24 protein-coding genes and 1 tRNA gene are annotated in these 26,596 nt (G+C 63.3%); 11 read left to right on the plus strand and 14 right to left on the minus strand.

What is annotated here, in order from left to right:
• Positions 1–126: 126 nt before the first annotated feature.
• The 4 genes from C0456_RS00965 to purB form a co-directional block, all read right to left on the minus strand.
• Positions 127–2,259, minus strand: coding sequence for a TonB-dependent receptor (locus C0456_RS00965; protein ID WP_291047460.1), 2,133 nt, complete (start codon positions 2,257–2,259; stop codon positions 127–129).
• Positions 2,260–2,466: 207 nt separating this feature from the next.
• A complete protein-coding gene (locus C0456_RS00970; protein ID WP_035595934.1) occupies positions 2,467–3,210 on the minus strand; it encodes a glucose 1-dehydrogenase in 744 nt (247 codons plus the stop codon).
• Positions 3,211–3,355: 145 nt separating this feature from the next.
• Positions 3,356–4,627 carry a dipeptidase gene (locus C0456_RS00975; RefSeq protein WP_291047461.1) on the minus strand — a complete coding sequence of 424 codons (1,272 nt, stop codon included), beginning with the start codon at positions 4,625–4,627 and terminating at the stop codon, positions 3,356–3,358.
• Between the two features lie 138 nt (positions 4,628–4,765).
• Entirely contained in the window at positions 4,766–6,064 is a 1,299-nt protein-coding gene (gene purB, locus C0456_RS00980; protein WP_291047462.1) for an adenylosuccinate lyase, read from the minus strand.
• A gap of 150 nt (positions 6,065–6,214) precedes the next feature.
• Here purB and recJ point away from each other — a divergent pair, with 150 nt between their 5' ends.
• The 5 genes from recJ to C0456_RS01005 all read left to right on the plus strand — a co-directional run bounded on the left by recJ (position 6,215) and on the right by C0456_RS01005 (position 9,747).
• Positions 6,215–8,008 (plus strand): single-stranded-DNA-specific exonuclease RecJ, encoded by a 1,794-nt coding sequence (gene recJ / locus C0456_RS00985; RefSeq protein ID WP_291047464.1) that lies wholly within the window; start codon positions 6,215–6,217, stop codon positions 8,006–8,008.
• A gap of 78 nt (positions 8,009–8,086) precedes the next feature.
• Positions 8,087–8,161, plus strand: a tRNA-Glu gene (locus tag C0456_RS00990).
• Between the two features lie 125 nt (positions 8,162–8,286).
• Positions 8,287–8,814 carry a cold shock protein gene (locus C0456_RS00995; protein ID WP_291047465.1) on the plus strand — a complete coding sequence of 176 codons (528 nt, stop codon included), beginning with the start codon at positions 8,287–8,289 and terminating at the stop codon, positions 8,812–8,814.
• Between the two features lie 53 nt (positions 8,815–8,867).
• The gene (locus C0456_RS01000; protein ID WP_367179186.1) at positions 8,868–9,320 is read left to right on the plus strand and encodes a DUF192 domain-containing protein; all 453 of its coding nucleotides are present in this window, start codon (positions 8,868–8,870) and stop codon (positions 9,318–9,320) included.
• Positions 9,313–9,747 carry a PaaI family thioesterase gene (locus C0456_RS01005; RefSeq protein WP_291047467.1) on the plus strand — a complete coding sequence of 145 codons (435 nt, stop codon included), beginning with the start codon at positions 9,313–9,315 and terminating at the stop codon, positions 9,745–9,747. The genes C0456_RS01000 and C0456_RS01005 overlap by 8 nt, the downstream gene beginning before the upstream one ends.
• Before the next feature lie 16 nt (positions 9,748–9,763).
• Here the strand turns inward: C0456_RS01005 and C0456_RS01010 are convergent, their stop codons facing one another.
• The 3 genes from C0456_RS01010 to groES all read right to left on the minus strand — a co-directional run bounded on the left by C0456_RS01010 (position 9,764) and on the right by groES (position 13,502).
• The gene (locus C0456_RS01010; protein WP_291047468.1) at positions 9,764–11,374 is read right to left on the minus strand and encodes an acyl-CoA synthetase; all 1,611 of its coding nucleotides are present in this window, start codon (positions 11,372–11,374) and stop codon (positions 9,764–9,766) included.
• Positions 11,375–11,513: 139 nt separating this feature from the next.
• Positions 11,514–13,154: a chaperonin GroEL gene (gene groL, locus C0456_RS01015; protein WP_291047470.1), complete on the minus strand. Its 1,641-nt coding sequence runs from the start codon at positions 13,152–13,154 to the stop codon at positions 11,514–11,516.
• Between the two features lie 57 nt (positions 13,155–13,211).
• The gene (gene groES / locus C0456_RS01020; RefSeq protein ID WP_291047472.1) at positions 13,212–13,502 is read right to left on the minus strand and encodes a co-chaperone GroES; all 291 of its coding nucleotides are present in this window, start codon (positions 13,500–13,502) and stop codon (positions 13,212–13,214) included.
• A gap of 372 nt (positions 13,503–13,874) precedes the next feature.
• Here groES and C0456_RS01025 point away from each other — a divergent pair, with 372 nt between their 5' ends.
• From C0456_RS01025 to C0456_RS01035, 3 genes are all read left to right on the plus strand, one after another.
• The gene (locus tag C0456_RS01025) at positions 13,875–14,747 is read left to right on the plus strand and encodes a GGDEF domain-containing protein (protein ID WP_291047473.1); all 873 of its coding nucleotides are present in this window, start codon (positions 13,875–13,877) and stop codon (positions 14,745–14,747) included.
• Positions 14,748–14,818: 71 nt separating this feature from the next.
• Positions 14,819–16,021 (plus strand): CaiB/BaiF CoA-transferase family protein, encoded by a 1,203-nt coding sequence (locus C0456_RS01030; RefSeq protein ID WP_291047475.1) that lies wholly within the window; start codon positions 14,819–14,821, stop codon positions 16,019–16,021.
• Positions 16,022–16,038: 17 nt separating this feature from the next.
• Positions 16,039–16,506 (plus strand): cupin domain-containing protein, encoded by a 468-nt coding sequence (locus C0456_RS01035; protein WP_291047477.1) that lies wholly within the window; start codon positions 16,039–16,041, stop codon positions 16,504–16,506.
• Here the strand turns inward: C0456_RS01035 and C0456_RS01040 are convergent.
• Positions 16,503–17,321 carry an SDR family oxidoreductase gene (locus C0456_RS01040; RefSeq protein WP_291047479.1) on the minus strand — a complete coding sequence of 273 codons (819 nt, stop codon included), beginning with the start codon at positions 17,319–17,321 and terminating at the stop codon, positions 16,503–16,505. The genes C0456_RS01035 and C0456_RS01040 overlap by 4 nt on opposite strands.
• Positions 17,322–17,517: 196 nt before the next feature.
• Here C0456_RS01040 and rpsD point away from each other — a divergent pair, with 196 nt between their 5' ends.
• Together rpsD and C0456_RS01050 are read left to right on the plus strand one after the other, a co-directional pair.
• Positions 17,518–18,135 carry a 30S ribosomal protein S4 gene (gene rpsD, locus C0456_RS01045; protein ID WP_035595958.1) on the plus strand — a complete coding sequence of 206 codons (618 nt, stop codon included), beginning with the start codon at positions 17,518–17,520 and terminating at the stop codon, positions 18,133–18,135.
• 75 nt (positions 18,136–18,210) lie between these two features.
• Positions 18,211–19,035, plus strand: a complete 825-nt coding sequence (locus C0456_RS01050) for a polyphosphate kinase 2 family protein (protein ID WP_291047482.1) — start codon at positions 18,211–18,213, stop codon at positions 19,033–19,035.
• A gap of 14 nt (positions 19,036–19,049) precedes the next feature.
• Here C0456_RS01050 and C0456_RS01055 read toward each other — a convergent pair whose 3' ends face one another.
• Complete coding sequence (locus tag C0456_RS01055) at positions 19,050–19,979, minus strand: DUF2807 domain-containing protein (RefSeq protein WP_291047484.1); 930 nt, start codon at positions 19,977–19,979, stop codon at positions 19,050–19,052.
• Between the two features lie 96 nt (positions 19,980–20,075).
• Entirely contained in the window at positions 20,076–21,044 is a 969-nt protein-coding gene (locus C0456_RS01060) for a GlxA family transcriptional regulator (RefSeq protein WP_291047486.1), read from the minus strand.
• Between the two features lie 67 nt (positions 21,045–21,111).
• Here C0456_RS01060 and C0456_RS01065 point away from each other — a divergent pair, with 67 nt between their 5' ends.
• The gene (locus tag C0456_RS01065; protein WP_291047489.1) at positions 21,112–21,816 is read left to right on the plus strand and encodes a DJ-1/PfpI family protein; all 705 of its coding nucleotides are present in this window, start codon (positions 21,112–21,114) and stop codon (positions 21,814–21,816) included.
• Here C0456_RS01065 and rimO read toward each other — a convergent pair.
• The 4 genes from rimO to C0456_RS01085 all read right to left on the minus strand — a co-directional run bounded on the left by rimO (position 21,813) and on the right by C0456_RS01085 (position 26,546).
• Positions 21,813–23,168 (minus strand): 30S ribosomal protein S12 methylthiotransferase RimO, encoded by a 1,356-nt coding sequence (gene rimO / locus C0456_RS01070; protein ID WP_291047490.1) that lies wholly within the window; start codon positions 23,166–23,168, stop codon positions 21,813–21,815. The two genes, C0456_RS01065 and rimO, sit on opposite strands and share 4 nt — an antisense overlap.
• A gap of 49 nt (positions 23,169–23,217) precedes the next feature.
• On the minus strand, positions 23,218–23,553 hold the full coding sequence (gene grxD, locus C0456_RS01075) for a Grx4 family monothiol glutaredoxin (protein ID WP_291047491.1): 336 nt from the start codon (positions 23,551–23,553) through the stop codon (positions 23,218–23,220).
• Positions 23,554–24,388: 835 nt separating this feature from the next.
• Positions 24,389–26,236, minus strand: a complete 1,848-nt coding sequence (locus C0456_RS01080; protein ID WP_291047492.1) for a M2 family metallopeptidase — start codon at positions 26,234–26,236, stop codon at positions 24,389–24,391.
• 79 nt (positions 26,237–26,315) lie between these two features.
• A complete protein-coding gene (locus C0456_RS01085; RefSeq protein ID WP_291047494.1) occupies positions 26,316–26,546 on the minus strand; it encodes a BolA family transcriptional regulator in 231 nt (76 codons plus the stop codon).
• Between the last annotated feature and the right edge of the window lie 50 nt (positions 26,547–26,596).

Consider the following 26,596-nt stretch of genomic DNA (forward strand, 5'->3'; position numbering starts at 1 on the left):
CCCACTTCGCGGGAGAGGGGTCAGGCGTTGCGCTTGAGGTGAAGTCCCAACCCCTCTCCCTCTGGGAGAGGAGGGGCCCGCCGCCACAGGCGGTGGGAGGTGAGGGGCGCCCGAAGGGCGTCCGCCTCAGAACGTATACCGCAGCCCCGCGCGCACATTGCGGCCCGGCAGAGGCACCGTATCGCGCAGAACAGACGTGGCGAGCCGCGCCTCTTCATCCGCGATATTGCGCACTTCCACGAACAGCTGCGTGCCCTCCCGGCCAATTCCGTATTCGGAGAGTTTCAGCGCGGTCTTGAGGTTGATCAGCGTATAGTCTCCGGTGCCAAGCTGGCCGTCGCCCACGCGGCGCTGATTGTCCGCCCATTCCACGCTCGCGCCCACCATCACGCGCTGCCAGTCGGCGTCCGCGCCGGCCGTCACGCGCAGGGGCGGTACGAAGGGCAGGTTGCCGCCGCTGTCGAGTTCGCCGCGCACATAATCAATCCCGGAGCGGAGCTTCCAGTTGGCGCCCAGCGGGCCCTGATCGATATAATATTCGCCATAGATTTCGCCGCCATAAAGCGTGGCATCATCCTGCACGAAGGCGAAGACCGGCAGGCCGTCTTCCTCGGTCACGAGTTCGCCGTCTTCCTCAATCGCGCCGGGGGCGAGATAGATGAAGTCGCTGAAGCTCGTATGGAAGAGGTTCACGCCGAAGCTCGCCCGGTCGCCGCGCCAGCGCAGCGTGCCTTCAAGGTTAAGGCCTTTCTCCTTGCCGAGGGAGGCGTCGCCCACTTCGAACTGCTCGGTGGCAAGGTGCGGGCCGAAGGCGAAGAGTTCGCTCTCATTCGGGCCGCGCTCGGTATAGGCGACCTGCGCGCCGGCAAACCAGCCATCGCCGAAATGCTGGTGAACGCCGGCCGAGGCGCTGTAGAGGTCGAATTCTACCTTTCCGGCTACGGAGTTGTCATGCTCCAGCTGCTCAACGCGCAGGCCGCCCTCAATGCCGAAGCCATTGTCCCAGTCGCGGGTCTCGTAAAGGAAGAGGGCCCAGGATTTGGTGTCGGTCGGCGTCAGGAAGGCTTCGCCGCCAGTGGCGTCGAGGGATTTGTCGAGGAACTGAACGCCCACCGCGCCTTCAAATCCGGCAAGGGCGTGGTCAAGTTCGATCCGGCCTTCAATGCCGTCTGTCTTGAAGACAGAGCTGGCTTCATCGCCCTCGATTTCGCTATGTTCGTAGTCGGAGTAAGACAGCGTTCCGGTGATGGCTTTCAGGATTGGACCATCCAGATTGATCCCGGCACGGAAGTCATAGCGCGTCTGCTTGAAGTCGATATAGGGCGAGGCTTCCTCGCTGTGATCGTGATCTTCGTCGTCATGATCTTCTTCATGCGCGTGGGCGTGTCCCGGCAGGCCGTATTTCGAGGTCTGCTGGCGCACGGCGAAGCCTGCAAAGGCCCGCTCGCCCACCCAGCTGACGCCGCCGCCCAGCGTTTCGGTATCGAGGAAGGAGTTGGGAAGGCGGCCGGAAATGGCCGCTTCTTCCTCGTGATCGTGATCGTGATCATCGTCATCATCATCGTGGTCATGGCCCTCATGCTCCAGTTCCTCGCGGTGGCGAAGCTGGCGGGACTCGGCGAGGCCGGGGATCTTGTAGTCGCCAAAGTCGCGCTGGGAGGCGGAGAGGGAGAAGACGAGCGGGCCGGCGACGAAGGCGGCGCGCCCGCCTGCTTCGGTGCCCCGGTTGACGCCGTTCCACGCGCCATAGGCTTCCCCGCTCACGGCGCGGTCCGGCAGGGTGTCCACGATCAGCCCGTCGATCACGTTCACCACGCCGCCAATCGCCTGACCGCCATAGGCCAGCGCCGCCGGGCCGCGCAGGATCTCGATCTTGTCGGCGTCGATGCCATCGGCCGAGACCTGGTGGTCGGGGCTCGCGGCGGACACGTCGATCACGCCAATGCCATTGGTCAGCACCTGAACGCGCTCGGCGCCGAGCCCGCGCAGAACCGGCCGGCTCGCGCCCTGGCCGAAGAAGGTGGAAGAGACGCCCGGCTCGCCCGACAGCGTGTCGCCCAGCGTGCCGGAGAGGCGGCCGACGATGTCAGCCCGGTCAAGCGCGGTGGCGTTGCCGATCAGCTCGTCGCTGGAGCGCGCGGGGCCGGGCGCGGTGACGATGATGGGCGCTTCGATGCGCGGCGTATCGGTTTCCTGGGCAATGGCGAGGCCGGCGAGGAGGTGACCGGAGATGGCGGTCAGCAGGAGCGTGCGTTTCATCTGGGAGGCTCACGGTTAAGTAATGTAATAATATTGCATTATCGGGACGCACCCGTCCATGCAAGGGGCCTCTCTGTCCTGGCCTGTCCAATTACTGTCCGGATTTGTCCAAGATTGTCCGGAAATGTCCGGCAAATGTCCGCGCCTGTCCGAAAAAGGCCCGCCATTGGCGCGCCTTTGCGGGTTTCTGACGCTGCTCTGCCGGGCTCAGGCCGCGCTGCCATCCACGCGCAGCAGCGACCCGGTGGTGAAGCTCGACGCCGGGCTCGCAAGATAGAGCGCCGCCGTCACGATTTCCTCAGGGTAACCGGGCCGGCCCAGCGCATTGTCGGCAGACTGGCGCATTTCCTCCGGCCAGGCCTTGGCAATGTCGGTCAGGAAGGGGCCGGGGCAGATCGTGTTCACCCGCACTTTCGGGGCATATTCATGCGCCAGAGACAGGCTCATCGCATTGATCGCCGCCTTGGCTGAGCCATAGGGTACCACATGCGGTAGCGGCACGAGACTGCCGGAAGACGAGATGTTGATGATCGAGCCGCCCTCGCCATCGGCCATCCGCTTGGCCACCTGGCTTGCCAGGCGGAAGGGGCCCTTGAAGTTCAGGTTCAGCACGGAATCGAAAAGGTTTTCTGTCACCTCATGACTGGCCATGCGCGGCCCGGAACCGGCATTGTTCACAAGCACGTCAACGCGCCCGAAATGGGCATAGGACGCCTCGATCAGGGCATCGATGTCGTCCCAGCGGCCACAATGGGCGGCAAAGGCGAAGGCCTTGCGGCCCATCTTGCGCACTTCCTCGGCGGCGGCCTCGCAGGCGTCCAGCTTGCGGCTGGCGATGATCACATCGGCCCCATTCTCCGCGAAGGCCTTGACCATCTGATAGCCAAGGCCGCGGCTGCCGCCGGTGACGAGTGCCACCTTGCCGGTCAGGTCAAACAGATTGCGCGCCATCCAGGTTCCTCCAGTTTCTGATTCCGGACGACCATCAGACAGCCTGCTGGGCCCATCAACCGGGAATCCGGAGGCCTGCCGCGAGGTGATGGCACAAACCATCCCTCACGGCTTTTCGGCAAACCGGCGGCCCTGATGGCTGGGATCAGTTCAGAACTTGCGGCGAGGAGAGGCCGGAGCTGCGGGCCGCCTCGACTTCCGACATCAGGCGCAGCACGTTGCCGCCCCAGATTTTCGCAATGTCTTCCTCGGAGTAGCCGGCCTCGACGAGGCGCGCGGTCACCTTCGGCAGGTCCACGATGTCCTTCATGCCGTCGACACCGCCGCCACCATCCCAGTCCGCACCGACGCCGACATGATCGGGGCCAACCAGCTCCAGCGTGTAGAGCAGATGCTCCATGAACTTCTCGAAGGTGGAGCGCGGCGGCGGGAAGGCCTTGTTCAGCTCCTGAAAGGCGGCCCGGTAGGCGTCGCGGGTGGCGTCATCCATCGTGGAGGTGTCGCGGCCATACTGCGCTTCCAGTTCGGCGAGCGCGGCGAGGCGTTCGGGGCTTGCAGGAAGCGCTTCCAGATAGGCGCCATAGGCGTTGATCTGGATGACACCGCCATCTTCGGCGATGGCGATCAGCAGGTCGTCCGGCACGTTGCGCGGGTGATCGTAAACGGCCTTGGGGCCGGAGTGGGACAGGATGATCGGCGTGGTCGACAGCTCCAGCATGTCGCGCACGGTGTCATCGGAGGCGTGCGAGCCGTCCAGGATCAGGCCCAGCTCGTTGGCGCGCCGCACCAGCGCTTCACCCAGCGGGCTCAGGCCGCCATAGGCGGGGCTCACATCGGTGGCGCTGTCGGCAAACTGGCTGTTGCGGAAGTGGACCGGCGCAATCATGCGAAGGCCGCCGATGTAGAAGGTGTCCAGCATCGAAATGTCGGTGCCCAGCGGATAGGCGTTTTCCATGCTCTGGAAGACGATCTTCTTGCCGGCCGCTGCGATCCGCTCGGCATCTGCCGTGGAGAAGGCCAGTTCAACATCATTGTGATACTTTGCGGCCAGTTCCCGGATCGACATCTGGCGCATAACGGCCATGTTGCGCGCAGCCAGATAGGAGGCCTCGTCCAGCGGGCCCTGCGGCGTGAAGATCACCCAGAAGCCGCCATCCAGCCCGCCCTCATTCATGCGCGGCAGGTCGACATGCGTGCCATCCACATCAAAGTCGCCCCGCTTGGAGAAGGTGTAGTCGGGGGTGTGGAAATAGGCCGGTGTATCGAGGTGGGTATCCAGCAAGAGCGAGCGGAAATGGATTTCATCGCTTGCAGACCGCGCGGGAGCCGGGGCCGCGGTGTCCTCCGTCTGCGGCGCCTCCGGCGCGCAAGCTGTCAGGAGGGCGCCCAGCGCCACGCTCAGGAGTAGTTTCTTCATGCGATCAAGCCCCGCAAATGTGAGTCCAAGGATTGCGGGATGTTCACCCGCCAGCGCTGTGGGTCAACCGCATGACCTGCAAAGAAAAGGGCAGGCCCGCAGGCCCGCCCTGATTTAAGCCGATCTGTTGTGCCTGCTTCAGGCTTTGCCGAAAACCCGGGCGAAAATCGTGTCGACATGCTTGAAATGGTATTCAAGGTCGAACAGGGCGTCGATCTCGGCGGCGGAGAGGCGTGCGGTGACGTCGGCGTCGCCCTTCAGCAGCTCGTTGAGCGGGCCTTCCTTCTTCCAGGTGCGCATGGCGTTGCGCTGGACGAGGCGATAGGCATCCTCGCGGCTGACGCCTTTCTCCACAAGCGCCAGCAGGATGCGTTGGGAGTTGTGCAGGCCGCCCATCGAATTGATCGTGGCGAGCATGTTCTCCGGATAGACGACCAGGTTTTCCACCACGCCGGCAAGCCGGTGGAGTGCGAAGTCCAGATGGATCGTCGCATCCGGGCCGATGCCGCGCTCGACGGAGGAGTGGGAGATGTCCCGCTCATGCCAGAGGGCGACGTTTTCAAGCGCCGGGGTAACAGCTGAGCGAACGAGACGGGCAAGGCCGGTCAGATTTTCCGTCAGCACCGGATTGCGCTTGTGCGGCATCGCGGAGGAGCCCTTCTGCCCGGCGGAGAAAAACTCTTCGGCTTCCAGAACTTCGGTACGCTGCAGATGGCGCACTTCGGTGGCCAGGCGCTCAACCGATGAGGCAATCACGCCCAGCACGGCGAAATACATCGCGTGACGGTCGCGCGGGATGACCTGCGTGGAAACGGGCTCAATCGTCAGGCCCAGCTTGGCCGCGACATGTTCCTCAACCTTGGGGTCGATATTGGCAAAGGTGCCGACGGCGCCGGAGATGGCGCAGGTGGCGACTTCTTCCTTAGCAATCACCAGGCGCTGGCGCGCCCGCTGGAACTCGGCATGGAAGGTGGCAAGCTTGATGCCGAAAGTGGTCGGCTCGGCATGGATGCCGTGGCTGCGGCCGATGGTGGGGGTGAACTTGTGCTCCCGGGCGCGTTTTTCGAGGGCGGCAAGAACGCGGTCGATCCCGGTCAGCAGCAGGTCAGCCGCGCGGACAAGCTGCACATTGAGGCAGGTATCCAGCACGTCCGAAGAGGTCATGCCCATGTGCAGGAAGCGTGCCTCATCGCCGACATGTTCGGCCACGTTGGTGAGGAAGGCGATCACGTCATGCTTCACTTCGCGCTCGATCTCGTCGATGCGCTCGGGCTCGAACTTCGCGCGTTCGCGCACGGCCGCGGTCGTGCCCTTCGGGATCTGCCCCATCCCTTCCATGGCTTCGGCAGCCAGCGTTTCGATGTCGAGCCAGATCTGGAAGCGGGATTCCGGGGTCCAGATGGCGGCCATTTCCGGGCGGGTATAACGGGGGATCATGGGGCGCTCTCGTTCGTGGTATTTGGGGGTAGTGCTCTGACGTGCCGTCTAGGCCGGTTGGCCGCGTTTCGCCAGCCCTGTGCAGCGATGGATTTCACCCAGAGGCCGGTTCGGTTTACTCTGGGCGCTGATTCTCCGGAAAGCCCTCCCATGTCCCAACCCGCCACTGTCCAAGGATCGCCGTTTCTGGGCGTGGAACGCTCCGCCGGCGGGCGCCGCTGGCGGCTGGCGGAAGTGGACGAGGCGCTGGTGCGGCGGCTGATGCCGGTGGCGGCGGGCTCTGACCTTGTGGCGCGTCTGCTGGCCGGGCGGGGCGTAACGCCTGAGACTGCGCAGAGCTATCTGGCGCCGACACTGCGCGAGCTGTTCCCTGATCCCAGCCGCTTTGCCGACATGGACAAGGCGGCCGGCATCATCCTTGACGCGATCCTCGACGGAAAGCGCGTCTGCGTGTTCGCAGATTATGATGTCGATGGCGGCACATCCTCGGCCATACTCGCACGCTATTTCCGCGCCTGGGGCAGGGAACTCGGTCTCTACGTGCCCGACCGTCTGGAAGAGGGCTATGGCCCCTCTCCGGAGGCGTTCCGTTTTCTCAAGGCGCAGGGCTATGACCTTGTGATCACCGTGGATTGCGGGGCGGCAGCCGTGCGCGCCCTGGACGAGGCGCGGGCGATTGATCTGCCGGTGGTGGTGATCGACCATCACCTCATGTCAGGCCATCTGCCGGAGGCCGCCGCGCTGGTGAACCCGAACCGGCCCGATTGCCCTTCCGCCCATGGCCATCTGGCGGCGGCCGGCGTGGTGTTCGTCTTCGCCGCAGCAATGAACCGGCTGGCGCGCCAGCGCAATGTTGCCCCGAAAGGCGGGTTGCCGGACATTCTGCCCTATCTTGACCTCTGTGCCCTGGGCACGCTGTGCGACATGTCTCCGCTCACCGGTGTGAACCGCGCTTTCGTGCGACAGGGGCTCAGCATCATGTCGCGCGGCGAGAATATCGGCCTGCGGGCGCTCGCCGATGTCAGCGGGATCGGCCAGATCGACAGCGTCTATCACGCGACCTTCCTGCTTGGGCCCCGCCTCAATGCGGGCGGGCGTGTGGGCGATCCCTGGCTCGCGGCCAAGCTGCTGGCGACGGATGATCGGGGGGAGGCCATTGCGCTCGCCGAGCGGCTGCATGCGCTCAACGATGAACGGCGCGCTGTGGAGGCGGCGATCCAGGACGAGGCCACAGCGCAGGCCGAACGCGCGCTGGCGGCCAATCCCGATCGCGGCATCATCATCGCGGCGGGCGAGGGCTGGCACCCCGGCGTGATCGGCATCGTGGCGGGCCGCCTGAAGGACAGGTTCCACCTGCCCACCATCATCATCGGCTGGGGCGAGGGGCTTGGACCGGTGGCGAAAGGGTCTGGCCGCTCGGTTACCGGCGTGAACCTGGGCGACGCTATCTCCGCGGCTGCGCGTGAGGGCGTGATCCTGTCCGGTGGCGGCCACGCCATGGCCGGCGGCCTCAGCCTGGAGCCGCACCAGATCCCCGCCTTCGACGAATGGATGGTCGCCCATATGGCCGAGTTCAAGGCGGAGCGGGATGCGGCGCTGGACCTTCACATCGACGCGGTTCTTTCGCCGGGCAGTGCCACCACGGCGCTCTATGATCAGGTTGCCGCGCTGGGGCCATTCGGCACCGGCGCGCCTGAGCCTGTGTTTGCCTTGACGGACGTGACGCCCACCGGCGTGCGCCGCATCGGCGCCAATCATCTGCGCTTCACCGCCGAGAACAATACCGGCCGCATCGAGTGCATAGCCTGGCGCGTTGCCGACGAGCCGATTGGCGACCTCCTTCGCACCGGGCAGCGCCTCGGTCTCGCCGGACGCCTCAAGTCCGACCAGTGGAATGGCCGGCGCAGGGTGCAACTTGAAATCATTGATGCCTCAATGCTGTGAATCTTCTGCAGAACAGCGATGGAAACGGGTTGCAGGGTGAGAAATCACCCGCTATATGCCCGGTTCTCAAGCCGGTGCGGTCCCTTCGTCTATCGGTTAGGACGTCAGGTTTTCAACCTGAAAAGAGGGGTTCGATTCCCCTAGGGACTGCCACCAGACTTCCCCCGCACTGCTCGCTTTCTAGACGGCCATATGGCGTCCAACCCGCATTATGGGTTAAGATCGCGTGACAAGCGCTTCCTCACGCTCTAGGTTTCCCTGCTGGGGAATTTGGGTTGATGACTAAGACTGCAGCCAAAACCGAATCAGAGGCAACTGCCAGCGAGCCTGCCGCGCGCGTGATCGGCCATATCAAATGGTTCGACAGCGCTAAGGGCTATGGCTTCATCGTGGCCGAATCCAGCTCCGAGCCCGATATGACGGGTGATGTGATGGTGCACATCTCCTGCCTGCGCGAGTATGGCGAAAACTATGCCGATGAAGGCGCAAAGATCGTGTGCGACGCGGTGCGCAAGGAGCGCGGCTGGCAGACGGTTCATATCATCGAGATGGAGCGCCCCCGCGCCGTGCTGGCTCAGGAGAAAGGCCTTCGGCCGGACTTTGAAACCGTGACCCTGAAATGGTTCAACCGCGCGCGGGGCTATGGCTTCGTGCTGCGGGATGGCGATGATACGGACGTGTTCGTCCATGCCGTGGCGCTGCGGAAGGCCGGCTATGAAGAGATCGAGCCGGGCACGCGCATCGAGGTGGTGATCGAGGCCGGCGCGAAGGGCGAGCATGTCTCCGCCGTGAGGCAGCGCCGATAGAACCGCGCTAGGCGCTTGCCGCCTGCAGAACGCCCCGGTAAACCAGCGCCATGATGCGCTTCATCCTCACCTTCGTATTCGCTGCGGCCATGTTCGTTCAGGCCGCTTTCGCCCAGCTGGAAACCGCTCCTCTCAGCATAAAGTCGGGCGATGAAACGCACGCCTTTACCGTGGAGATGGCGGTCACGCCGGAAGAGATCCAGCAGGGCCTGATGTTCCGCAAGGAACTCGCGCCGGATGCCGGCATGCTGTTTGATTTCGGGATGACCCGTCAGGCCAGCATGTGGATGAAGAATACGCTCATCCCGCTCGACATGCTGTTCATCCTTGAGGATGGCCGCGTCATCGCGATTGCGCGCAATGCTCAGCCCGGTTCGCTGCGGTCGATTGGTCCGGGCGTGCCGGTTCGCGCGGTGCTGGAGATCCCTGGCGGGCGCGCCAAGGAGCTGGGCATAGAGCCGGGCGATACGGTCGTTCATCCCCTCTTCGGCAATACCGGTGGCTGACAGCCAGTCAGCAGAGCTCTCGCCGCGGGACGGCTTTGCGCTCACGCCCTCGCGCGGGAAGTTCACCATTCATAATGGGCCGAGCTACCGGGCAACGGCGCCGGGTGATATGCGCACCGGGCTCTGGGTGCTGGACCGGCACTGCAACGGCATGGGTTTCCTGCATGGCGGGATGATGTCGGCTTTCGCAGACAGCGCGCTGGCCTGGGCCGTGTGGAGCGCGACCGGCAAGATGTCAGTGACGATCCGGCTGACGCTGGAATTCATGGAAATTGCCCGTGAGGGCGAGTGGATCGAAGCCCATCCGGAGGTCTCCTCCGTGGATGGGGATTTCATTCATGTCAGCGCAAACATCGTGAAGGAAGATGGTGGCCTGGCGGCGCGCGCCACCGCCGTATTCCGTACAGTGCGCCGCAAGGCCGATTGATCGGGGCAGGCCGTCCTCAGCCCGGCATGCCCAGTTCCTGCAGCGCAAACGCCTTGATCGACTTGTAGTCTGCCTTGCCGTTGGGCGCGCGGCCCAGATTGTCCTTGAACAGAATACGTTTGGGCGCCTTGTAACGGGCAATCCGTGACTGCACGAAGGCGCGCAGCTCGTCTTCGGTAGCGGCGCCGTTCAGCGAGACCACGGCTGTCACGGCCTGTCCCCATTTGTCATCCGGAATGCCGACGACCAGCGCGTCGGTGACCGCCGCATGGGATTTCAGCGCTTCCTCGACCTCTTCGGGATAGACCTTTTCGCCGGCGGTATTGATGCAGTTGGAGCCGCGGCCGAGCAGGGTAATCGTGCCGTCCTCTTCGACGGTGCACCAGTCGCCGGGGATGGCGTAGCGCATGCCGTTGATGGTCTTGTAGGTGCGGGCGGTCTTCTCTGGATCTTTATAGTAACCCAGTGGCACGGCGCCGCCGCGCGCGATGAAACCGGGCTCGCCGCTGCCGGGAACGACTTCCCGGTCGTCCTCGGTGAAGACCTTGCAGCTGGGGCCGATTTCGAACTTGGAGGTCTGCGTGCCGCCATCGGCGGTGGTGACGGAGCTGCCGAAGCCGACCGCTTCGGAGGCGCCGAAGCTGTCGTTCAGCGCCGCCTGCGGCATGTGTTTCAGAAGGCCCTGCTTCACCTCCGCGCTCCACATCACGCCGGATGAGACGATGGCCAGTACGCTGGACAGGTTCCACCGGCCGGGATTTTCCTCGAGCGTCTTCAGCATCGGCTTTGCGAAGGCGTCACCCACAATGGCCATGGAGGTGACGCCATTGGCGTGGACCGTATCCCAGAGGTTTTCCGGGCTGAACCTGGTCTTTTCCGACAGCGTCACCACGGCGCCGCCATTCAGCATGGCGCCCATCGCGGTGAACCAGCCGGTGCCGTGCATCAGCGGGCAGGCCGGCAGCTGGCGCGAGAAGCGGCCGACAGTCAGCGCGTTCTGGACATGCTCGTCCATCGTTTCGGGAACCGGGCCGCCCAGCTTGCGCACGCCTTCCATGCCCGCTTCGCGCCAGATGTTGTGGGTCCACATGACGCCCTTGGGCAGGCCGGTGGTGCCGCCGGTATAGAGCAGGAACATCTCGTCGCCGGAGCGTTCGCCTTTCAGAGGGGAAGGATCGCCCTCAGTGGTCATCGCCTCGTATCCGTGCGCGAACGGGGCGACCGTGTCGCCGCCGATCTGCACCCAGGCGATCACGCGGGGCAGGCGTGCGCGCACCCGCTCGACTTCGGCGAGAAACTCGGCGTCGAAGAACACGACGGTCGAGTCGGAATTGTCGATGATGTAGACGAGTTCATCGTCCAGATAGCGGTAGTTGACGTTGACCGGGGAAAGGCTGGCTTTGAAGCAGGCCGCCATGGCTTCCATGTATTCGGGCTGGTTGCGCATGTAGAAGCCCGCCTTGTCGCCGCGCACGGCGCCGAGGCCGAGCAGGGCGCGGGCAAGCCGGTTGGTGCGGGCGGTGAAGTCCGGCCAGTAGATGCGGCGATCACCATGAGCGAGGGCGAGGTCATCGGGCCCGAGCGCCGCGCCCACGGCATCAAGCATGTCACCGAAATTCCAGTCCATCCGTTTCCTCCGCAGCATTCTTTTTTTGCGATGCTAAGGAGGTGGCGGCGCGCCTGCAATCATGACCCAAAGTAAACAGCCCCCCGGATTGCTCCGGAGGGCTGCTTGGTATCTTCGCTGGGGTGCGAAGGGGGCGGACTTAGAAGTCCATACCGCCCATGCCACCCATGCCGCCCGGCATGCCGCCGCCAGCAGACTCTTTCTTCGGAGCTTCGGTGATCCCGGCTTCCGTCGTGATCAGCAGGCCAGCCACCGAGGCAGCGTTCTGCAGAGCCGAGCGGACAACCTTCACCGGGTCGATGACGCCCATCTGGACGAGGTCACCATACTCTTCGGTCTGGGCGTTGAAGCCGTAGGAGCGCGACTTGTTGTTGACGATCGTGTTGACGACGACCGAACCTTCAACGCCTGCGTTCTCGGCGATCTGGCGAGCCGGAGCTTCCAGGGCCTTGCGGACGATGTCGATACCAGCTTTTTCGTCGTCATTGGCGCCGACAACATCGATGTGACGCGAAGCGCGGAGAAGGGCCGTGCCGCCACCGGGGACGATGCCTTCTTCAACAGCAGCGCGGGTTGCGTTCAGGGCGTCGTCGACGCGGTCCTTACGCTCTTTCACTTCGACTTCGGTTGCGCCGCCAACCTTGATCACGGCAACACCGCCAGCGAGTTTCGCCAGACGCTCTTGCAGTTTCTCACGGTCATAGTCGGAAGAAGTATCTTCGATCTGCTTGCGGATCTGCGAAACGCGTGCTTCGATCTCTTTCTTCTTGCCGGCGCCGTCGACGATGGTCGTATTGTCCTTGTCGATCGACACGCGCTTGGCTTTGCCGAGCATTTCCATGCCGACGTTCTCAAGCTTGATGCCGAGGTCTTCGGAGATGACCTGGCCACCGGTGAGAACGGCAATGTCCTGCAGCATGGCCTTGCGGCGATCGCCGAAGCCAGGAGCTTTGACAGCCGCGATTTTCAGGCCGCCGCGCAGCTTGTTGACCACGAGGGTGGCCAGGGCTTCGCCATCAACATCTTCAGCGATGATCAGCAGCGGCTTCTGCGACTGGACAACCGATTCAAGGATCGGGAGCAGCGGCTGAAGGCTCGACAGCTTGGCTTCGTGAAGCAGGATCAGGACGTCGTCGAGTTCGACGATCATCTTGTCCGGGTTGGTGATGAAGTAGGGGCTGATATAGCCGCGGTCGAACTGCATGCCCTCGACAACGTCGAGTTCGGTTTCGAGCGCCTTGGCTTCTTCAACCGTGATGACGCCTTCATTGCCGACTTTCGCCATGGCTTCAGCGATCATCTGGCCGATTTCGGTCTCGCCATTGGCGGAAATGGTGCCGACCTGGGCGATCTCTTCGTTCGTCTTCACCTTCTTGGAGTGGTGAGCGAGGTCGGAGATGACTTCGGCGACGGCTTTGTCGATGCCGCGCTTCAGGTCCATCGGGTTCATGCCAGCAGCAACGCGCTTCATGCCTTCGCGAACGATGGCCTGGGCGAGAACCGTAGCGGTCGTGGTGCCGTCACCTGCGGTGTCGTTGGCTTTGGATGCCACTTCCCGCAGCATCTGGGCGCCCATATTCTCGAGTCTGTCTTCCAGCTCGATTTCTTTCGCAACCGTGACGCCGTCTTTCGTGGTGCGCGGAGCGCCGAAAGACTTTTCGATGACCACGTTACGGCCTTTCGGGCCGAGCGTGACTTTCACAGCGTTTGCGAGGATGTCGACGCCGCGGAGCATTTTCTCGCGGGCATCGGCGCCGAAAACAACGTGTTTTGCAGCCATGTGAATTACCTCTTGTGTTTATATCTTGGTTTTAAGAGAGCGGGCCGGGGCCGGACTTTACTTGTCCAGAACGCCCATGATGTCGCTTTCCTTCATGATCAGCAGGTCTTCCCCGTCGATCTTCACTTCGGTGCCGGACCATTTGCCGAACAGGACGCGGTCGCCTTTCTTGACGTCGAGCGGAATGCGCTCATTGTCGTCGCCGATGGCGCCGTTGCCGACAGCAACCACGATGCCTTCCTGCGGCTTTTCCTTGGCGTTATCGGGGATGATGATCCCGCCTTTGGTTTTTTCTTCTTCTTTCACGCGGCGCACGACAACGCGGTCGTGGAGGGGACGAAGTTTCATTGCAGTGCCTCTTCGATCAAAGCTTCCTCGGGTGAATAATGTGACGGATCTCCGCCGGCGCAGCCTTGAAGCGCGCATCGTTAGCACTCGCCCGAGCCGACTGCTAACGATGCGCCGGAGATAGGGAATCCCGCTGCTGCCGTCAACAGCCACGAAGTGAACCTTTTCTGACGACGCGCGTACTGAGGGGGTGGGCTTCAATCGCCCGGCCAGTATTTTGCCCGCCCTGCAGTCTCGACTGTGGGGGGGCGGCGCTATGGTATTGGTAAATTTAGGCTTTCGCGGCTTTGCGTAACTGACGGCCTGATGAAAGCGGGAATTCAAAACTCCTGCGTTAGATTTCTGCCGGTAAGCCCCAGGAGCCGGTAATCCATGACATTTTCCCGCCGTGACGTCTGGAGCGCCGTGAATTTCTTCGTGCTTGTGGCAGCCACGGCCCTGTCCCTGTCGTTCACCGTATCGCTGATCTTCTACAAGCTGGGCCTGCCGGCTGATATTGGGGCCTATATCCGTCTGAACCTGTTTGTCTCCGGCTGTGTCGCGCTGCCAACGGCGATCATCGCGTCACTGCACGATTTCCATATGCGCGCCTATCAGCGCCGGCTTGAGGAGATGGCCTGGACGGATGCGCTCACGGGGCTCCTGAACCGTCGCTTCTTTGTCCATGCTGCCGAGGAAGAACGCTCGCGGATGCGCCGGACCAAGGAAAGCGCTGCGATTGTTCTGATCGATCTCGATTATTTCAAGGAAGTGAACGATCTCCACGGCCATGCCGGGGGAGACCTGGTGCTGAAGGAAATTGCTGCCATTGCCCATTCCGAGCTGCGCGGGCCTTTTGACCGGCTGGGCCGCTGGGGCGGGGAAGAATTCGTCGTATTGCTCAGCCGTGTCAGCAAGGAGCAGGCGATGGTGGTATGCGAACGCCTGCGCCGCCGCATCGAAGAGACGGTTGTTGAGATTTCGGGCAAGGAAGTGTCGGTTACCGCCAGCTTCGGTCTCTGCATGATGGCGCCGGAAACACCCCTGAACGCCGCCATCGAATGCGCTGACGGTGCGCTATACGAGGTCAAGCGCCTCGGCAGGAACAAGGTGCTCTGCCGCGACGTGCCGGAAGGCGAATTTGCGCCCATCGTAACGACGCTGCCCATTCGCCGCCGTTTCGGCTCGCGCGGACCGAGGGAAGGCGTCGTGCTGCCGCTGACCAATGACAATGCGAGCGGGCCCAGCCGGCAGTTGGGCACCTGATACTCTGACTTCGGCTTGCCGCGTGGCTGATTTCCTGATTGGAAACAGGCCGCCGCATCCGGAGGAATGTCATGTCATCATCGCCGCCCCGCACGGGTCCGCTCACGGACCTGCGGGTCATCGAACTTGGCCAGCTGATTGCCGGACCATTCTGTGGGCAGATTTTTGCCGATATGGGCGCCGATGTGATCAAGGTGGAGCCGCCTGGCCAGGGTGATCCGCTGCGCGACTGGGGCCGGGAAGGCTTTCCGCTCTGGTGGGCGGTGGTGGCGCGCGGCAAGCGCTGCATCACCGCCAATCTCCGCGAAAAGGAAGGTCAGGACATCGTCCGCCAGCTGGTGGCGCAGGCAGACTTCCTGCTGGAGAATTTCCGCCCGGGCACGCTGGAGAAGTGGGGGCTCGGCTATGATGAGCTCCGGCAGATCAATCCGCGCCTGATCATGATCCGCGTCTCCGGCTATGGCCAGACCGGGCCGTATGCGTCCCGCGCCGGATATGCCTCGGTGGGCGAGGCGATGGGCGGCCTGCGCTACGTGATGGGTGAGGCGGACCGGCGCCCCTCGCGCGCAGGCATCTCGCTGGGGGACAGCCTTGCGGGCCTCTACGCGGCGCTTGGGGCGCTGGCGGCCCTGCACCACCGCGAGAAGACGGGGGAAGGGCAGATGATCGACGCGACGATCTACGAGACTGTGCTCTCGGTCATGGAGGCGCTCGTCCCGGAGTATCAGTTCGAAGGCTATACGCGCGAGCGGTCCGGCTCGATCCTGCCGAACATTGCGCCCTCGAATATCTATGAGGGTAGCGATGGCATGGTGATCGTGGCGGCCAATCAGGACACGGTGTTCGCCCGCCTCTGCGCCGCCATCGGCCAACCGGAGCTGAAGGACCATCCCGATTACAAGACGCATGTGGCGCGCGGCCGCAATCAGCAGCAGCTTGATGATCTGATCCAGGCCTGGGCCTCTTCGCGCCCCATTGACGAGATTGAGCGGGTCATGATCGAGAATGGCGTGCCGGTCGGCAAGGTCTACCGCGCGGCAGACATGCTGAATGACCCCCATTATGCGGCGCGCGAGTCGCTTACCGAAGTGCCAAGCCAGCGCTGGCCGGGCATTCGCCAGCAGAATGTGTTCCCGAAACTGTCTGTCACACCGGGCCGTATCCGCTGGGCTGGCCCGGAAGCCATCGGTCAGCACACGGAAGAGGTTCTGACCGAGCTGCTGGATCTGTCGCCAGAGCAGGTCGCCAAGCTGCGTGCCAGCGGCATCGTTTGAGGAAAGGGAGGCCCGTCATGCCCAAGATCGACATCTCCACCGCGCCGGAAGGCCAGGGAACGCGGTATCCTTCTCCGCATGGAGAGCCCTGCGCGCAGCGCCGCTGGCGGGCGCTGGGCAATGCGGCCGGGCTCACCCAGTTCGGCGTGAACCTCCTGACGCTCGATCCCGGGGTCTGGTCATCCCAGCGCCACTGGCACACCCATGAAGACGAGTTCGTTTGGGTGCTGGAGGGCGAAGTGGTGATGATCACCGATGCTGGGCGCGAAGTGATGCGCGCCGGTGATTGCGCAGGCTTTGCGGCAGGGTCTGGCGACGGGCACCATTTCATCAATGAAAGCGATCAGCCGGCGAAGCTGCTCATCGCCGGTTCCCGCGACAACCGCGATGAATGCAGCTATCCCGACATCGACATGCATCTCCACGCTGGCCGCTATGACGATGCCCCGCCGCGTTATACCCGCAAGGATGGCACGCCTTACTAGCGCGCCGTCAGGCCCCCATCGACGACATGCTCCTGGCCGGTGATGTAGCTGGAGGCGTCCGACGCCAGGAACAGGATCAGCTCGGCCACTTCATCGGGCGTACCGGGGCGCCCCATCGGCGTACTGCCGGCGGCGATGACCGTGGGGTCCAGCCCATTGCCACCGAAGGCGGCGGTCACGGCGGCGGATTGTTCCTTTTGCATCGTCTCGGTCATGCGGGTGAGGGATTTCTGCCAGATCGGCGTGTCTATGATGCCGGGATGAACCGAATTGACCCGGATCTTGAGGCCCAGCTGGGCGCATTCCATGGCGGCGGCCTTGGTGAAAAGGCGCACGGCGCCCTTGGAGGCGCAATAGGCGCTGGCGCCAGACGCGCCGCGCAGGCCGGCTACCGAAGAGATGTTGACGATCGAGCCACCGGTATCCTTCATCGTGCGCATGGCGGCGCGAGTGCCGAGGAACACGCTGTCGGTGTTGACCTCCATCTGCTTGCGCCAGTCTGCCAGGGAATAGTCCATGATGGCCCCGCCAATGGCGATCCCGGCATTATTGACGAGGATGGACGGGGTGCCGAGCAGGCTTTTGGTATCGGCAAACACACTGTCCCAGACGGCCTCATCCACGACATCCTGCTGACAGGAAGCGGCCTTGCCGCCGGCCTTGTTGATCTCGTCGGCCACGGCTTTTGCGCCCGGGCCATCCAGATCGGTAACCATGACGGCCGCGCCTTCACGTGCCAGAACCAGCGCTGCCGACCGGCCTATGCCGCTCGCTCCGCCGGTGACGATTGCGACCTTACCCTTTACGGATGCCATTGAGTCCTCCCTCTTTTGGCCGTTTGTGGCCAGCTTTTGGGGCAAATACCAGCAGCCAGCGCGCTTGACGCGAGGGTATTATTGGTGTTTTACCCGCCGCTTCATGACGGGGTGATGCGGTGCCGCCGTTGTAATCGTGGGCTCTTTCCTTGAGCAACAGCCCACCGGCCCGCGTCGAATAGTGAAGGACATTGATATGTCTCGTCGCCATAGTGCGAAATACAAGATCGACCGCCGGGTCGGTGAAAACATCTGGGGCCGCCCCAAGTCTCCCTTCAACAAGCGGAACTACAAGCCGGGCCAGCACGGCCAGAACCGCCGTAACAAAGTCTCTGACTTTGGTATGCAGCTCATGGCGAAGCAGAAGCTGAAGGCTTACTACGGCGATATCACCGAGAAACAGTTCGCGAAGACCTATGTCGAAGCGGCCCGCATGAAGGGCAACTCGGCAGAGAACCTGATCGGTCTGCTGGAATCGCGTCTCGACGCGGTTGTCTACCGCGCCAAGTTCGTTCCGACCGTCTTTGCCGCCCGCCAGTTCATCAACCACGGTCACGTGATGGTGAATGGCCGCCGCTGCAATATCGGTTCGGCCCGCCTGAAGCCGGGCGATGTGGTTCAGGTCCGCGAGAAGTCGCGCAACCTCGCTCTGGTGCTCGAAGCCCTCGGCAGCCCCGAGCGCGACATTCCGGAATATGTGGAAGTCGACCCCAAGGCGATGACCGCCACCTACAAGCGTGTTCCGGCCCTGGCCGACGTGCCGTATCCGGTGAAAATGGAACCGGCCCAGGTGGTCGAGTTCTACTCGTCGTAAGATACCTGTTTTTCTTGAACTTTCGGGAAGGCCGCGCCAGACTGGTGCGGCCTTTTCATTTTCCGGGAGATCCTCTTGGCCATTCCTTCGATTGCCGCTGTCCGCAAGTCCCTGATCGCGCGCCCGGGCAAGCCGTTCGCACTGAAGGAGCGGCCGACAGCTGACAGGGAGCTGTTTCCGAACAAGGAGGAGGCTGAAACCAGCCTCAAGAAGGACGCCGCCTGCATCAACGAGATGAAGGACATGCTGTATGCCGAGGGCCGCCGGGCATTGCTGGTGGTGCTGCAGGGCATGGATACGGCTGGCAAATCCGGCACCATCAAATCCGTGTTCGCGGACACGACCCCGCTGGGGATGGAGGTCAAAGCCTTCAAGGCGCCGAGCGGCGAGGAGCTGGCCCGCGACTATCTCTGGCGCGTCCATAACGCCGTGCCGCGCCGGGGGCATGTCGGCATTTTTGACCGGTCTCACTATGAAGACGTGCTGGTTGCCAAGGTGCGCGGCTTTGCGCCGCCAGACGCCATCGAGCAGCGGTATGACCAGATCAACGCCTTCGAGAAGCATCTCTCCGAGAACGGTTACACCATCGTCAAATGCATGCTGAATATCGGCTATGAGGAGCAGGGCGTGCGCCTCAAGGAACGGCTGATGGAGCCCCACAAGCTGTGGAAGTTCAATCCTGGCGATCTGGATGACCGCTCCCTCTGGCCGCAATTCATGGACGCGTATGAAACTGCTGTCGGCCGGTGCTCCACCCGGCATGCGCCCTGGTATGTCATTCCGGCGGACAGCCGTACACGGCGCAATGCGATGATTGCCCGGCTGGTGCGTGGGGCGCTGGAAGACATGGACCTCAAATGGAAAGACCCCGGACATGATCCGGGGTCCTATGAAATCTGACGGGCGCGTTGCCGTTATTTGAAGGTCACGTCACCGCCGCTGGATTTGCTCACGTCCTGCTGGGCAGGGCGGCCCTCAAACGAGATGTCGGCGCCGCTGGAAGCGCTGCCGCTGGCAGAGACCGAGGCAAAGGCGTCGACATCTGCCCCGCTCGACGCGCTGACCGTTGCCGTTTCGCATTTCAGCTTGGACGCATCGACATCGGCGCCCGAGGAGGCCTTGATGCTGACGCTGGCGCAGGCGCCGGCCACTTCCACTTCGCTGCCGCTGGAGGCGCTGATGTCAAACTGCGCCGCCTGAAGCGAGCGAAGCTTGATTTCGCCGGAAGAGGAGGCCGACACCTTTGTCGGGCCCGTCCCCGTCACGAGGGCCTTCACGTCGCCCGAGGAGGAAGCGCTGATGTCCAGCGTGCCGGCTTCAAATGCGCCTGCTTCAATGTCGCCCGAAGAGGAGACGTCGATCTTGGCGCTGGCGGCGCGGCCGGACAGGGTGAGGTTGCCGGAAGAAGACGTGCGGGCCTCGAATGCGGCGGCGTCAATGCCGCTGGCGTCGGCGGTTGCGGATTGTGCGACCTTGATGCCTTCCAGGTTCGGGCTGGTGATGCGAACGGTGTAGTAGGGAACTTTCTTGCCATTCACCCGCACGGTTTTTCCGCCATCGGACACACGGATATTTCCGCTGCCGCCGAAGAAACCGCGCTTGTCGACGCTGACGCGCGTGATGACGAGGGTATCTCCGTCTACGGATACTTTTGCGTCGGAGAAGTCACTCCCGTCGGTTTCGATCACCACGGACCGGCTGGGCCCGGCGGTGTAGATGACATTCATCGCGCCTTTGGCTTCGATCTGGCCGAAGGCGCCGACATTGACGGTCTGGGTGTCAGCGAAGGCGAGAGGGGAAGCGAGCAGGGCAATGATTGCCGTCGCGGTCATGGGTTTCAGCATGGGGGGCCTCCTTGCGGGCTAGATGCGTGTTGAAACCCATATGGATTATCGAAATACGATAAGTCAATCGTTGTTTTTCGATAATTGTGGGATTTCTCACACAGCCTGACGCTGCCGCCTCAGGACCATTGGGGGCTGGCCGTAAGCTTTTACGAAGGCGACACGCATTCTTTCCGGATCGGAAAAGCCGGTCTTTTCCGCGACCTGCAGGATAGAGAGCGCCGTTGTTTCCACATATTGGCGGGCAGCTTCCAGGCGCAGTTTCTCCACGAACCTTGCCGGTGTGGTACCCGTTTCGGCGCGGAAGACGCGGGCGAAGTTGCGGGCGCTCATCCCGGCCTTTTCGGCCATGATCTCAACATTCATGTCTTCTGCCAGGTTCGTCCGTATCCAGCCGATCAGCGCGTCGAACTTTCCGGAGGCCAGTTTGAGATCCTGCATTACGGAAAACTGCGATTGTCCGCCATGGCGGCGGTGGTGGACCACCAGTTCCCGTGCGGCCGCATGGGCGACGTCATCGCCAAGATCATCCGCGACGAGGGCGAGGGACAGATCAATGCCTGCCGTGATGCCGGCAGATGTCCAGAATTTGCCATCGCGGACATAGATGCGGTCGGCGTCGAGCTTGATGGCCGGAAACAGCCGCTGGAAACCTTCCGAGCGGCGCCAGTGGGTGGTGGCCCGGCGGCCATCCAGCAGGCCGGCGGCGGCGAGCAGGAAGGAGCCGGAACAGACCGAGCATGTCCGCCGCGTGCGGTCTGAAAGATCACGAAGGACCGCCAGCATCTCCGCGTCGGCCATGGCAGCGCGCGTGCCTTCTCCGCCGGAGACGATCAGCGTATCCAGGGTGAGGCCCTTGGGAAGTTTCTCCGAATGCATCTGCACGCCTGAGGACGCGCGCACGGGGCCGCCTGTCAGGGAATAGACCGTCAGCGCGTAGGGCGCCGGCGAAAGACTGCGCGCTGGCATTTCGAACACGGTGATCGGGCCGGCGGCGTCCAAGAGCTGGAAGCCATCGAAAATCAGCATGCCGAGGGCGCGCGGCGATGGTGTGGCGGAAAACATGGGAACATTGTCCTTTCTGCCGAAGCCGCTTTACGCCACAAAATACGCATCAGCAAGGAAGAAGCCGATGAGCCAACGACCCTTCACCACCGTTTTCGCGATTTACCCCGATCTTACCCACCTGGATTTCACCGGGCCGCATCAGGTGCTGTGCCGGGTGCCGGGGGCTGAGACCATTATCGCCAGCCGCGAGGGCGGGGAGATAGTGGCTGAGGGCGGGCTTGTCATCGGGCGCACACGGAAATTATCCGAAATTGAGCGGTGTGATCTGATCTGCGTTCCGGGGGGCGCGACCGCCACCACGGTTGCGCTGGACGAGGCGTTTGTCTCCGAAGTGCGGCGGCTGGCGCTGGGCGCGAAATATATCACCTCTGTCTGTACCGGGTCGCTGATCCTGGGGGCGGCCGGATTGCTGCAGGGCAAGCGCGCAGCCTGCCACTGGGCATGGCGGGGCCTGCTACGGGAATTCGGGGCGATCCCGGACGAGGGCCGCGTGGTGCGCGATGGCCATATATTTACCGGCGGGGGCGTGACGGCGGGGATCGACTTTGCCTTCACCATGCTGGCCGAGATTGCGGGCGAGGCCTATGCCAAGGCGCTGACGCTGGGCCTTGAATATGCGCCGGCGCCGCCTTTCACGGGCGGGCGCCCGGAACTTGCAGATGGCGAGACGCTGGCCAGGGTCGCCGGGACCATGGATGGCGCGATGGCGCGGCGGGTGGCCGAGGCGCAGGAGGCGGGCGCCCGGATGCGGGCTCGGGTCACCGCCTAGGCGGGCGTGCCGTAGAGGTCGTAATCGTCGGCGCCGGTGATCTCTGCCCGGATGATGTCGCCTGCTTTGAGATGGCTGGCGTTTTCCAGATAGACCACGGCGTCGACTTCCGGGGCATCGGCCTCAGTCCGGGCGATCATCTCGCCGGCTTCTTCGCCGGGGCCGTCGATGATGACGTTCAGCGTGCGGCCAACCTGGGCTTCGGCGCGGGCGGCGGAGACTTCCGCCTGGGCCGCCATGAAGCGGTGCCAGCGGTCTTCTTTCACCGCTTCGGGCACATGGCCCTCCAGCTTGCCGCTTTCGGCATGGGCGACGTTTTCGTATTTGAAACAGCCGGCCCGGTCGATCTTCGCTTCGCGGATGAAGTCCAGCAGGATCTGGAAGTCTTCTTCGGTTTCGCCGGGGAAGCCGACGATGAAGGTGGAGCGGATGGCGAGGTCCGGAACCTGCTCGCGCCATTTCTGGATCCGGCTCAGCACCTTGTCCTGATTGCCGGGGCGTTTCATGGCCTTGAGCACATTGGCCGAGGCATGCTGGAACGGGATGTCGAGATAGGGCGTGATCAGGCCCTCGGCCATCAGCGGGATGACGTTATCGACATGGGGGTAGGGGTAGACATAGTGCATCCGCGTCCACACGCCGAGGCTGCCGAGGCCTTTGGCGAGATCGAGGAAGCGGGTCTGGTATTCGCTGCCGCGCCAGGTTTCGGGCTTGTATTTGATGTCCAGTCCGTAGGCGGAGGTATCCTGGCTGATGACGAGGAGTTCCTTCACCCCGGCGGCCACCAGCTTTTCGGCCTCCATCAGCACGTGATGGATGGGCCGGGAGACAAGATCGCCGCGCAGTTTCGGAATGATGCAGAAGCTGCAGCGATTGTTGCAGCCCTCGGAGATTTTCAGATAAGCGTAGTGCCGGGGCGTGAGGCGCAGGCCGCTTTCGGGCACGAGATCCAAGTGTGGATTGTGCGGCGGGGTGAGGTGGGTGTGGACCGCCTCCATCACCGCTTCATACTGGTGAGGGCCGGTGACGGCGAGCACCTTGGGGTGGGCCTTCTCGATCACGTCGGGCTCAGCACCGAGGCAGCCGGTGACGATGACGCGGCCATTGGCTTCGATGGCTTCGCCGATGGCGGCGAGGCTTTCATCGCGGGCAGAGTCGAGGAAGCCGCAGGTGTTGACCAGCACGAGGTCAGCGCCGGCATAATCGGGCGCGATCTGATAGCCTTCGGCGCGCAGGCGGGTGATGATCCGTTCGGAATCGACCAGGGCCTTGGGGCAGCCAAGAGAGACGATGCCGACCTTCGGCGTCTTTCCGGGGCGGATCGGGGCAGGGGCGGTCAAAGTGGTCGTCATGCGCGCCCCGATATAATGAAACGGGCGCGGCGCAAAGCAGGACTTGCGGTCAGTCGGCCAGTTCGATGCCTTTCTCAGACATCAGGTCGCGCAATTCGCCGTTCTCGAACATCTCCTTGACGATGTCGCAGCCGCCGACGAATTCGCCTTTTACATAGAGCTGCGGGATGGTCGGCCAGTTGGTGTAGGCCTTGATGCCATCGCGGACGGCCTGATCTTCCAGCACATTGGTGGAGACATATTCGACGCCCAGATAGTCCAGGATCTGCACCACGACCGAGGAGAAACCGCATTGCGGGAAGGTCGGCGTGCCCTTCATGAAGAGGACAACGTCATTGGTTTTGACGGCCTTGTCGATGGCGTCGAGGGTTGCCTGATCGGTCATGAGAGTGTCTCCGCATTTCCTGTTCATGTGAGGCGGCGGGGCGGCGGGGTCAAGAGGGGGTTCCATATGGGTTTGGCCGGACTGGCAGGGCCATCCGGGTTTGGGGCAGTTCGGGTGGCTCACTTGAAGTGGAGCCTGCGCGGCGGGCGCCGCGGCGCCCGAGGAAAAAATGTGTTGCGGTGTGGGCGCTTCGCCCGCCGCGCTGCCACCGGAGTTTCGGGCAGTTTTCGGGATGACTTCGGCGCTGCCAGGCCTTGACCACTTACCCTCACTCTCGTGACCTTGGATAAACACCAAGGCGGGCCAGTCGGGATTCTCCACCGGCTTTTTGGTCCGGCTTGCCTGGATCAACGTCCCTAGAGAAGCTGCGGGCCGTTACTCCCGCCGCCTCCCATCCTCCGGGGCGACCTCCCCCCAAACCGAACGGTACCGGCGCGGCTCCTGTGGGGAGGATGCGTGTGAGTTTGCGCGAGGGAGGGACCCGGGCGGATAAGGTGCCCTCATTTTTCCGCTCATCCCCGCGCAGGCGGGGATCTCGCAAGGCGGCGCACACCCTCCCGAGACCCCCGCCTGCGCGGGGGTGAGCGGGGGTTGGAGGGGCTGGGCTGGATCCCGACTTTCGCCGGAATGACATGGGGGGCGGGGCGGGGCGTGTTGGATAGGGCGCGCGCTTGTCCAACGTTGCAGGCCCTCACCTCCCGTTGCTGCGCAACGGGCCCCTCCTCTCCCCGAGGGAGAGGGGTAAGAGGCGTGGCACTCCCTTAAACCCCTCTCCCATGAAATGGGAGAGGAGGGGCCCGCGTCCGCAGGGCGTGGGAGGTGAGGGACTTCTAACTTACCAGCCGCAGCTCTGCCCGGCATTCTGTTCTTTCAGATACACCATCAGCGGGTCGAAATATTCGATGATGGCGCTGCCGTCCATTTCGCGGGTGCCGGTGAATTTTTCGAGCGTGTCGGGCCAGGGCTGGGACATGCCGGCTTCCATCATTTCCTCGAAGCGGCGGCCGACTTCCTTGTTCCCGTAGATCGAGCACCGATGCAGCGGGCCTTCCCAGCCGGCCTGCTCGCAGGCGGCCTTGTGGAACTGGAACTGCATGATGAAGCTGAGGAAATAACGCAGATAGGGCGTGTTGCCCGGAATGTGATACTTCGCGCCCGGATCAAAGGCATCGGCCGGGCGGGGCGCGGGCGGGATGATGCCCTGGTTCTTCAGGCGAATGTCCGTCCACGACTGGTTATACTGCTCCGGTGGGGTTTGGCCCGAGAGGACGCCCCAGCGCCAGCTGTCCACCGAAAGGGCGAAGGGCAGGAAGGCGATCTTGTCGAGCGCGGTTTGCAGCAGCAGGGCTGTGTCAGCGTCCGCGCCGGGCTTTTCGGCGGCGGAGATCAGGCCCAGCTGTTCGAGATATTCCGGGGTGATCGACAGGGCGATGAAATCCCCGATCGCCTCATGGAAGCCGTCATGGGCGCCGTTCTTGTAGAGGTGATCCTGGTTGCGATAGGCGAGCTGGTAATAGTTGTGGCCAAGCTCGTGGTGGACGGTCTGGAAGTCTTCCGCATTCACCTGCGTACACATCTTGATGCGGACATCTTCATAATCGTCGAGATCCCAGGCCGAAGCGTGGCAAACGACTTCACGGCCTTCCGGCTTGGTGATCATCGAGCGTTCCCAGAAGGTTTGCGGGAGCGATTGCAGGCCAAGCGAGGTGAAGAAGGCTTCGCCGGTCTGCACCATTTTCAGGGGCGTGTAGCCCTGCTCGTTGAGGCGGGTGGTGAGGTCATAGGCGGGGCTCGGCGTGTCGGTTTTCAGGATGTCATAGACGCCGGACCATTGCTGGGCCCACATATTGCCGAGCAGGTCTGCGCGGATGGGCCCGGTGGCGGGCTGGACGGCGTCGCCATAATAGGTGTTGAGGCGCCCGCGCGCATAGCAGTGAAGCTCCTTGTAGAGGGGCTCCACCTGCGTCCACAGGCGCTGGACTTCGGCCTCCATCTGAGCGGGTTTCATGTCGTAATTGGAGAGCCACATCTGGTCGAGGCTGGGATAGCCCAGCTCCCGCGCGCCTTCATTGGCGATGGTGACCATGCGGGCATAGTCCGGCGCCATGGGGGCGGCGATGGAATGCCAGCCCTCCCAGACGGCCTGAAGCTCGGCCGGGTTGCGGGATTTCTCGATGATGCGGGAGGCTTCCAGAAGGTCGATCTCGCGGCCCTGGAACAGGAACTTGCCGGTGGAATAGGTCGCATCGAGCCGGGTGGTGATGCCGGCCAGTTCCTCGGCAGCGCCGTCGCGGGAAGGCGCCGGCAGGGTGATGCCGCTGCGCAGGATCTGGATCTTGCGGGCTTCTTCCGGGGGCAGCGCCTTCACGTCGAACCGTTTGGAGGCGTTGGCGAGGCTGACGGCCAGCTTGGTCATCTCGGCGCCCTGCTGGGCGGCGGCGGCGTTGGTTTCCGGGGTGATGTTGGTGGCCTGCTCCCAATAGGCCTGGGCGGCCAGATGGCTTTTGGCGGCGAGCTGGCTTTCGGCATCCTTGAGGAAGGCGCGGGCCTCGATGGCGCGCTCTTCCATCGCGATGGCGGCCGGATCGATCCGGGTTTTTGACGGGCCGCAGGCGGCCAGCGCCGCGGCAAGGGCCAGCAGGCTGGCGGATATGGCAGCGGGTTTGAGGAATTGACGCATCATTGACGAAGCCCTCCCAGGCAATGCTGGAGGCAGGAGACCGCGAACCGGCCCTTACGTCAATTGGCTCTGTTTTGCAGGCTCAGGGCGCGCGCGTCTTCAGGGCCAGGGCATGGAGCACGCCGCCCATCTCGCCCTTCAGCGCGTCATAGACCATCTGGTGCTGGCGGACGCGGGGGACGCCGGCAAAGGCCGCGCTGACGATCTCGGCCTGCCAGTGATTGTCGTCACCGGCCAGATCGGTGAGCGTGATTTCGGCGTCGGGAAACGCTTCGGTCAGGTATTTCATCAGCGTGTCGCGGCTCATGCCCATGGCAGGGGTCTCCGGGTCATTCAGGTGACTAGGCACATGCGGCGGCACAC

The sequence above is a fragment of the Hyphomonas sp. genome, assembly GCF_013823385.1.
Taxonomy (GTDB): Bacteria; Pseudomonadota; Alphaproteobacteria; order Caulobacterales; family Hyphomonadaceae; genus Hyphomonas.

Bases quoted from the DNA above. Each gene is read 5' to 3' on its own strand.
- C0456_RS00965 (WP_291047460.1), bottom strand. From the start codon at position 2,259: ATGAAACGCACGCTCCTGCTGACCGCCATCTCCGGTCACCTCCTCGCC.
- C0456_RS00970 (WP_035595934.1), bottom strand. From the start codon at position 3,210: ATGGCGCGCAATCTGTTTGACCTGACCGGCAAGGTGGCACTCGTCACC.
- C0456_RS00975 (WP_291047461.1), bottom strand. From the start codon at position 4,627: ATGAAGAAACTACTCCTGAGCGTGGCGCTGGGCGCCCTCCTGACAGCT.
- purB (WP_291047462.1), bottom strand. From the start codon at position 6,064: ATGATCCCCCGTTATACCCGCCCGGAAATGGCCGCCATCTGGACCCCG.
- recJ (WP_291047464.1), top strand. From the start codon at position 6,215: ATGTCCCAACCCGCCACTGTCCAAGGATCGCCGTTTCTGGGCGTGGAA.
- C0456_RS00995 (WP_291047465.1), top strand. From the start codon at position 8,287: ATGACTAAGACTGCAGCCAAAACCGAATCAGAGGCAACTGCCAGCGAG.
- C0456_RS01000 (WP_367179186.1), top strand. From the start codon at position 8,868: ATGCGCTTCATCCTCACCTTCGTATTCGCTGCGGCCATGTTCGTTCAG.
- C0456_RS01010 (WP_291047468.1), bottom strand. From the start codon at position 11,374: ATGGACTGGAATTTCGGTGACATGCTTGATGCCGTGGGCGCGGCGCTC.
- groL (WP_291047470.1), bottom strand. From the start codon at position 13,154: ATGGCTGCAAAACACGTTGTTTTCGGCGCCGATGCCCGCGAGAAAATG.
- groES (WP_291047472.1), bottom strand. From the start codon at position 13,502: ATGAAACTTCGTCCCCTCCACGACCGCGTTGTCGTGCGCCGCGTGAAA.
- C0456_RS01025 (WP_291047473.1), top strand. From the start codon at position 13,875: ATGACATTTTCCCGCCGTGACGTCTGGAGCGCCGTGAATTTCTTCGTG.
- C0456_RS01030 (WP_291047475.1), top strand. From the start codon at position 14,819: ATGTCATCATCGCCGCCCCGCACGGGTCCGCTCACGGACCTGCGGGTC.
- C0456_RS01035 (WP_291047477.1), top strand. From the start codon at position 16,039: ATGCCCAAGATCGACATCTCCACCGCGCCGGAAGGCCAGGGAACGCGG.
- C0456_RS01040 (WP_291047479.1), bottom strand. From the start codon at position 17,321: ATGGCATCCGTAAAGGGTAAGGTCGCAATCGTCACCGGCGGAGCGAGC.
- rpsD (WP_035595958.1), top strand. From the start codon at position 17,518: ATGTCTCGTCGCCATAGTGCGAAATACAAGATCGACCGCCGGGTCGGT.
- C0456_RS01055 (WP_291047484.1), bottom strand. From the start codon at position 19,979: ATGCTGAAACCCATGACCGCGACGGCAATCATTGCCCTGCTCGCTTCC.
- C0456_RS01060 (WP_291047486.1), bottom strand. From the start codon at position 21,044: ATGTTTTCCGCCACACCATCGCCGCGCGCCCTCGGCATGCTGATTTTC.
- C0456_RS01065 (WP_291047489.1), top strand. From the start codon at position 21,112: ATGAGCCAACGACCCTTCACCACCGTTTTCGCGATTTACCCCGATCTT.
- rimO (WP_291047490.1), bottom strand. From the start codon at position 23,168: ATGACGACCACTTTGACCGCCCCTGCCCCGATCCGCCCCGGAAAGACG.
- grxD (WP_291047491.1), bottom strand. From the start codon at position 23,553: ATGACCGATCAGGCAACCCTCGACGCCATCGACAAGGCCGTCAAAACC.
- C0456_RS01080 (WP_291047492.1), bottom strand. From the start codon at position 26,236: ATGATGCGTCAATTCCTCAAACCCGCTGCCATATCCGCCAGCCTGCTG.
- C0456_RS01085 (WP_291047494.1), bottom strand. From the start codon at position 26,546: ATGGGCATGAGCCGCGACACGCTGATGAAATACCTGACCGAAGCGTTT.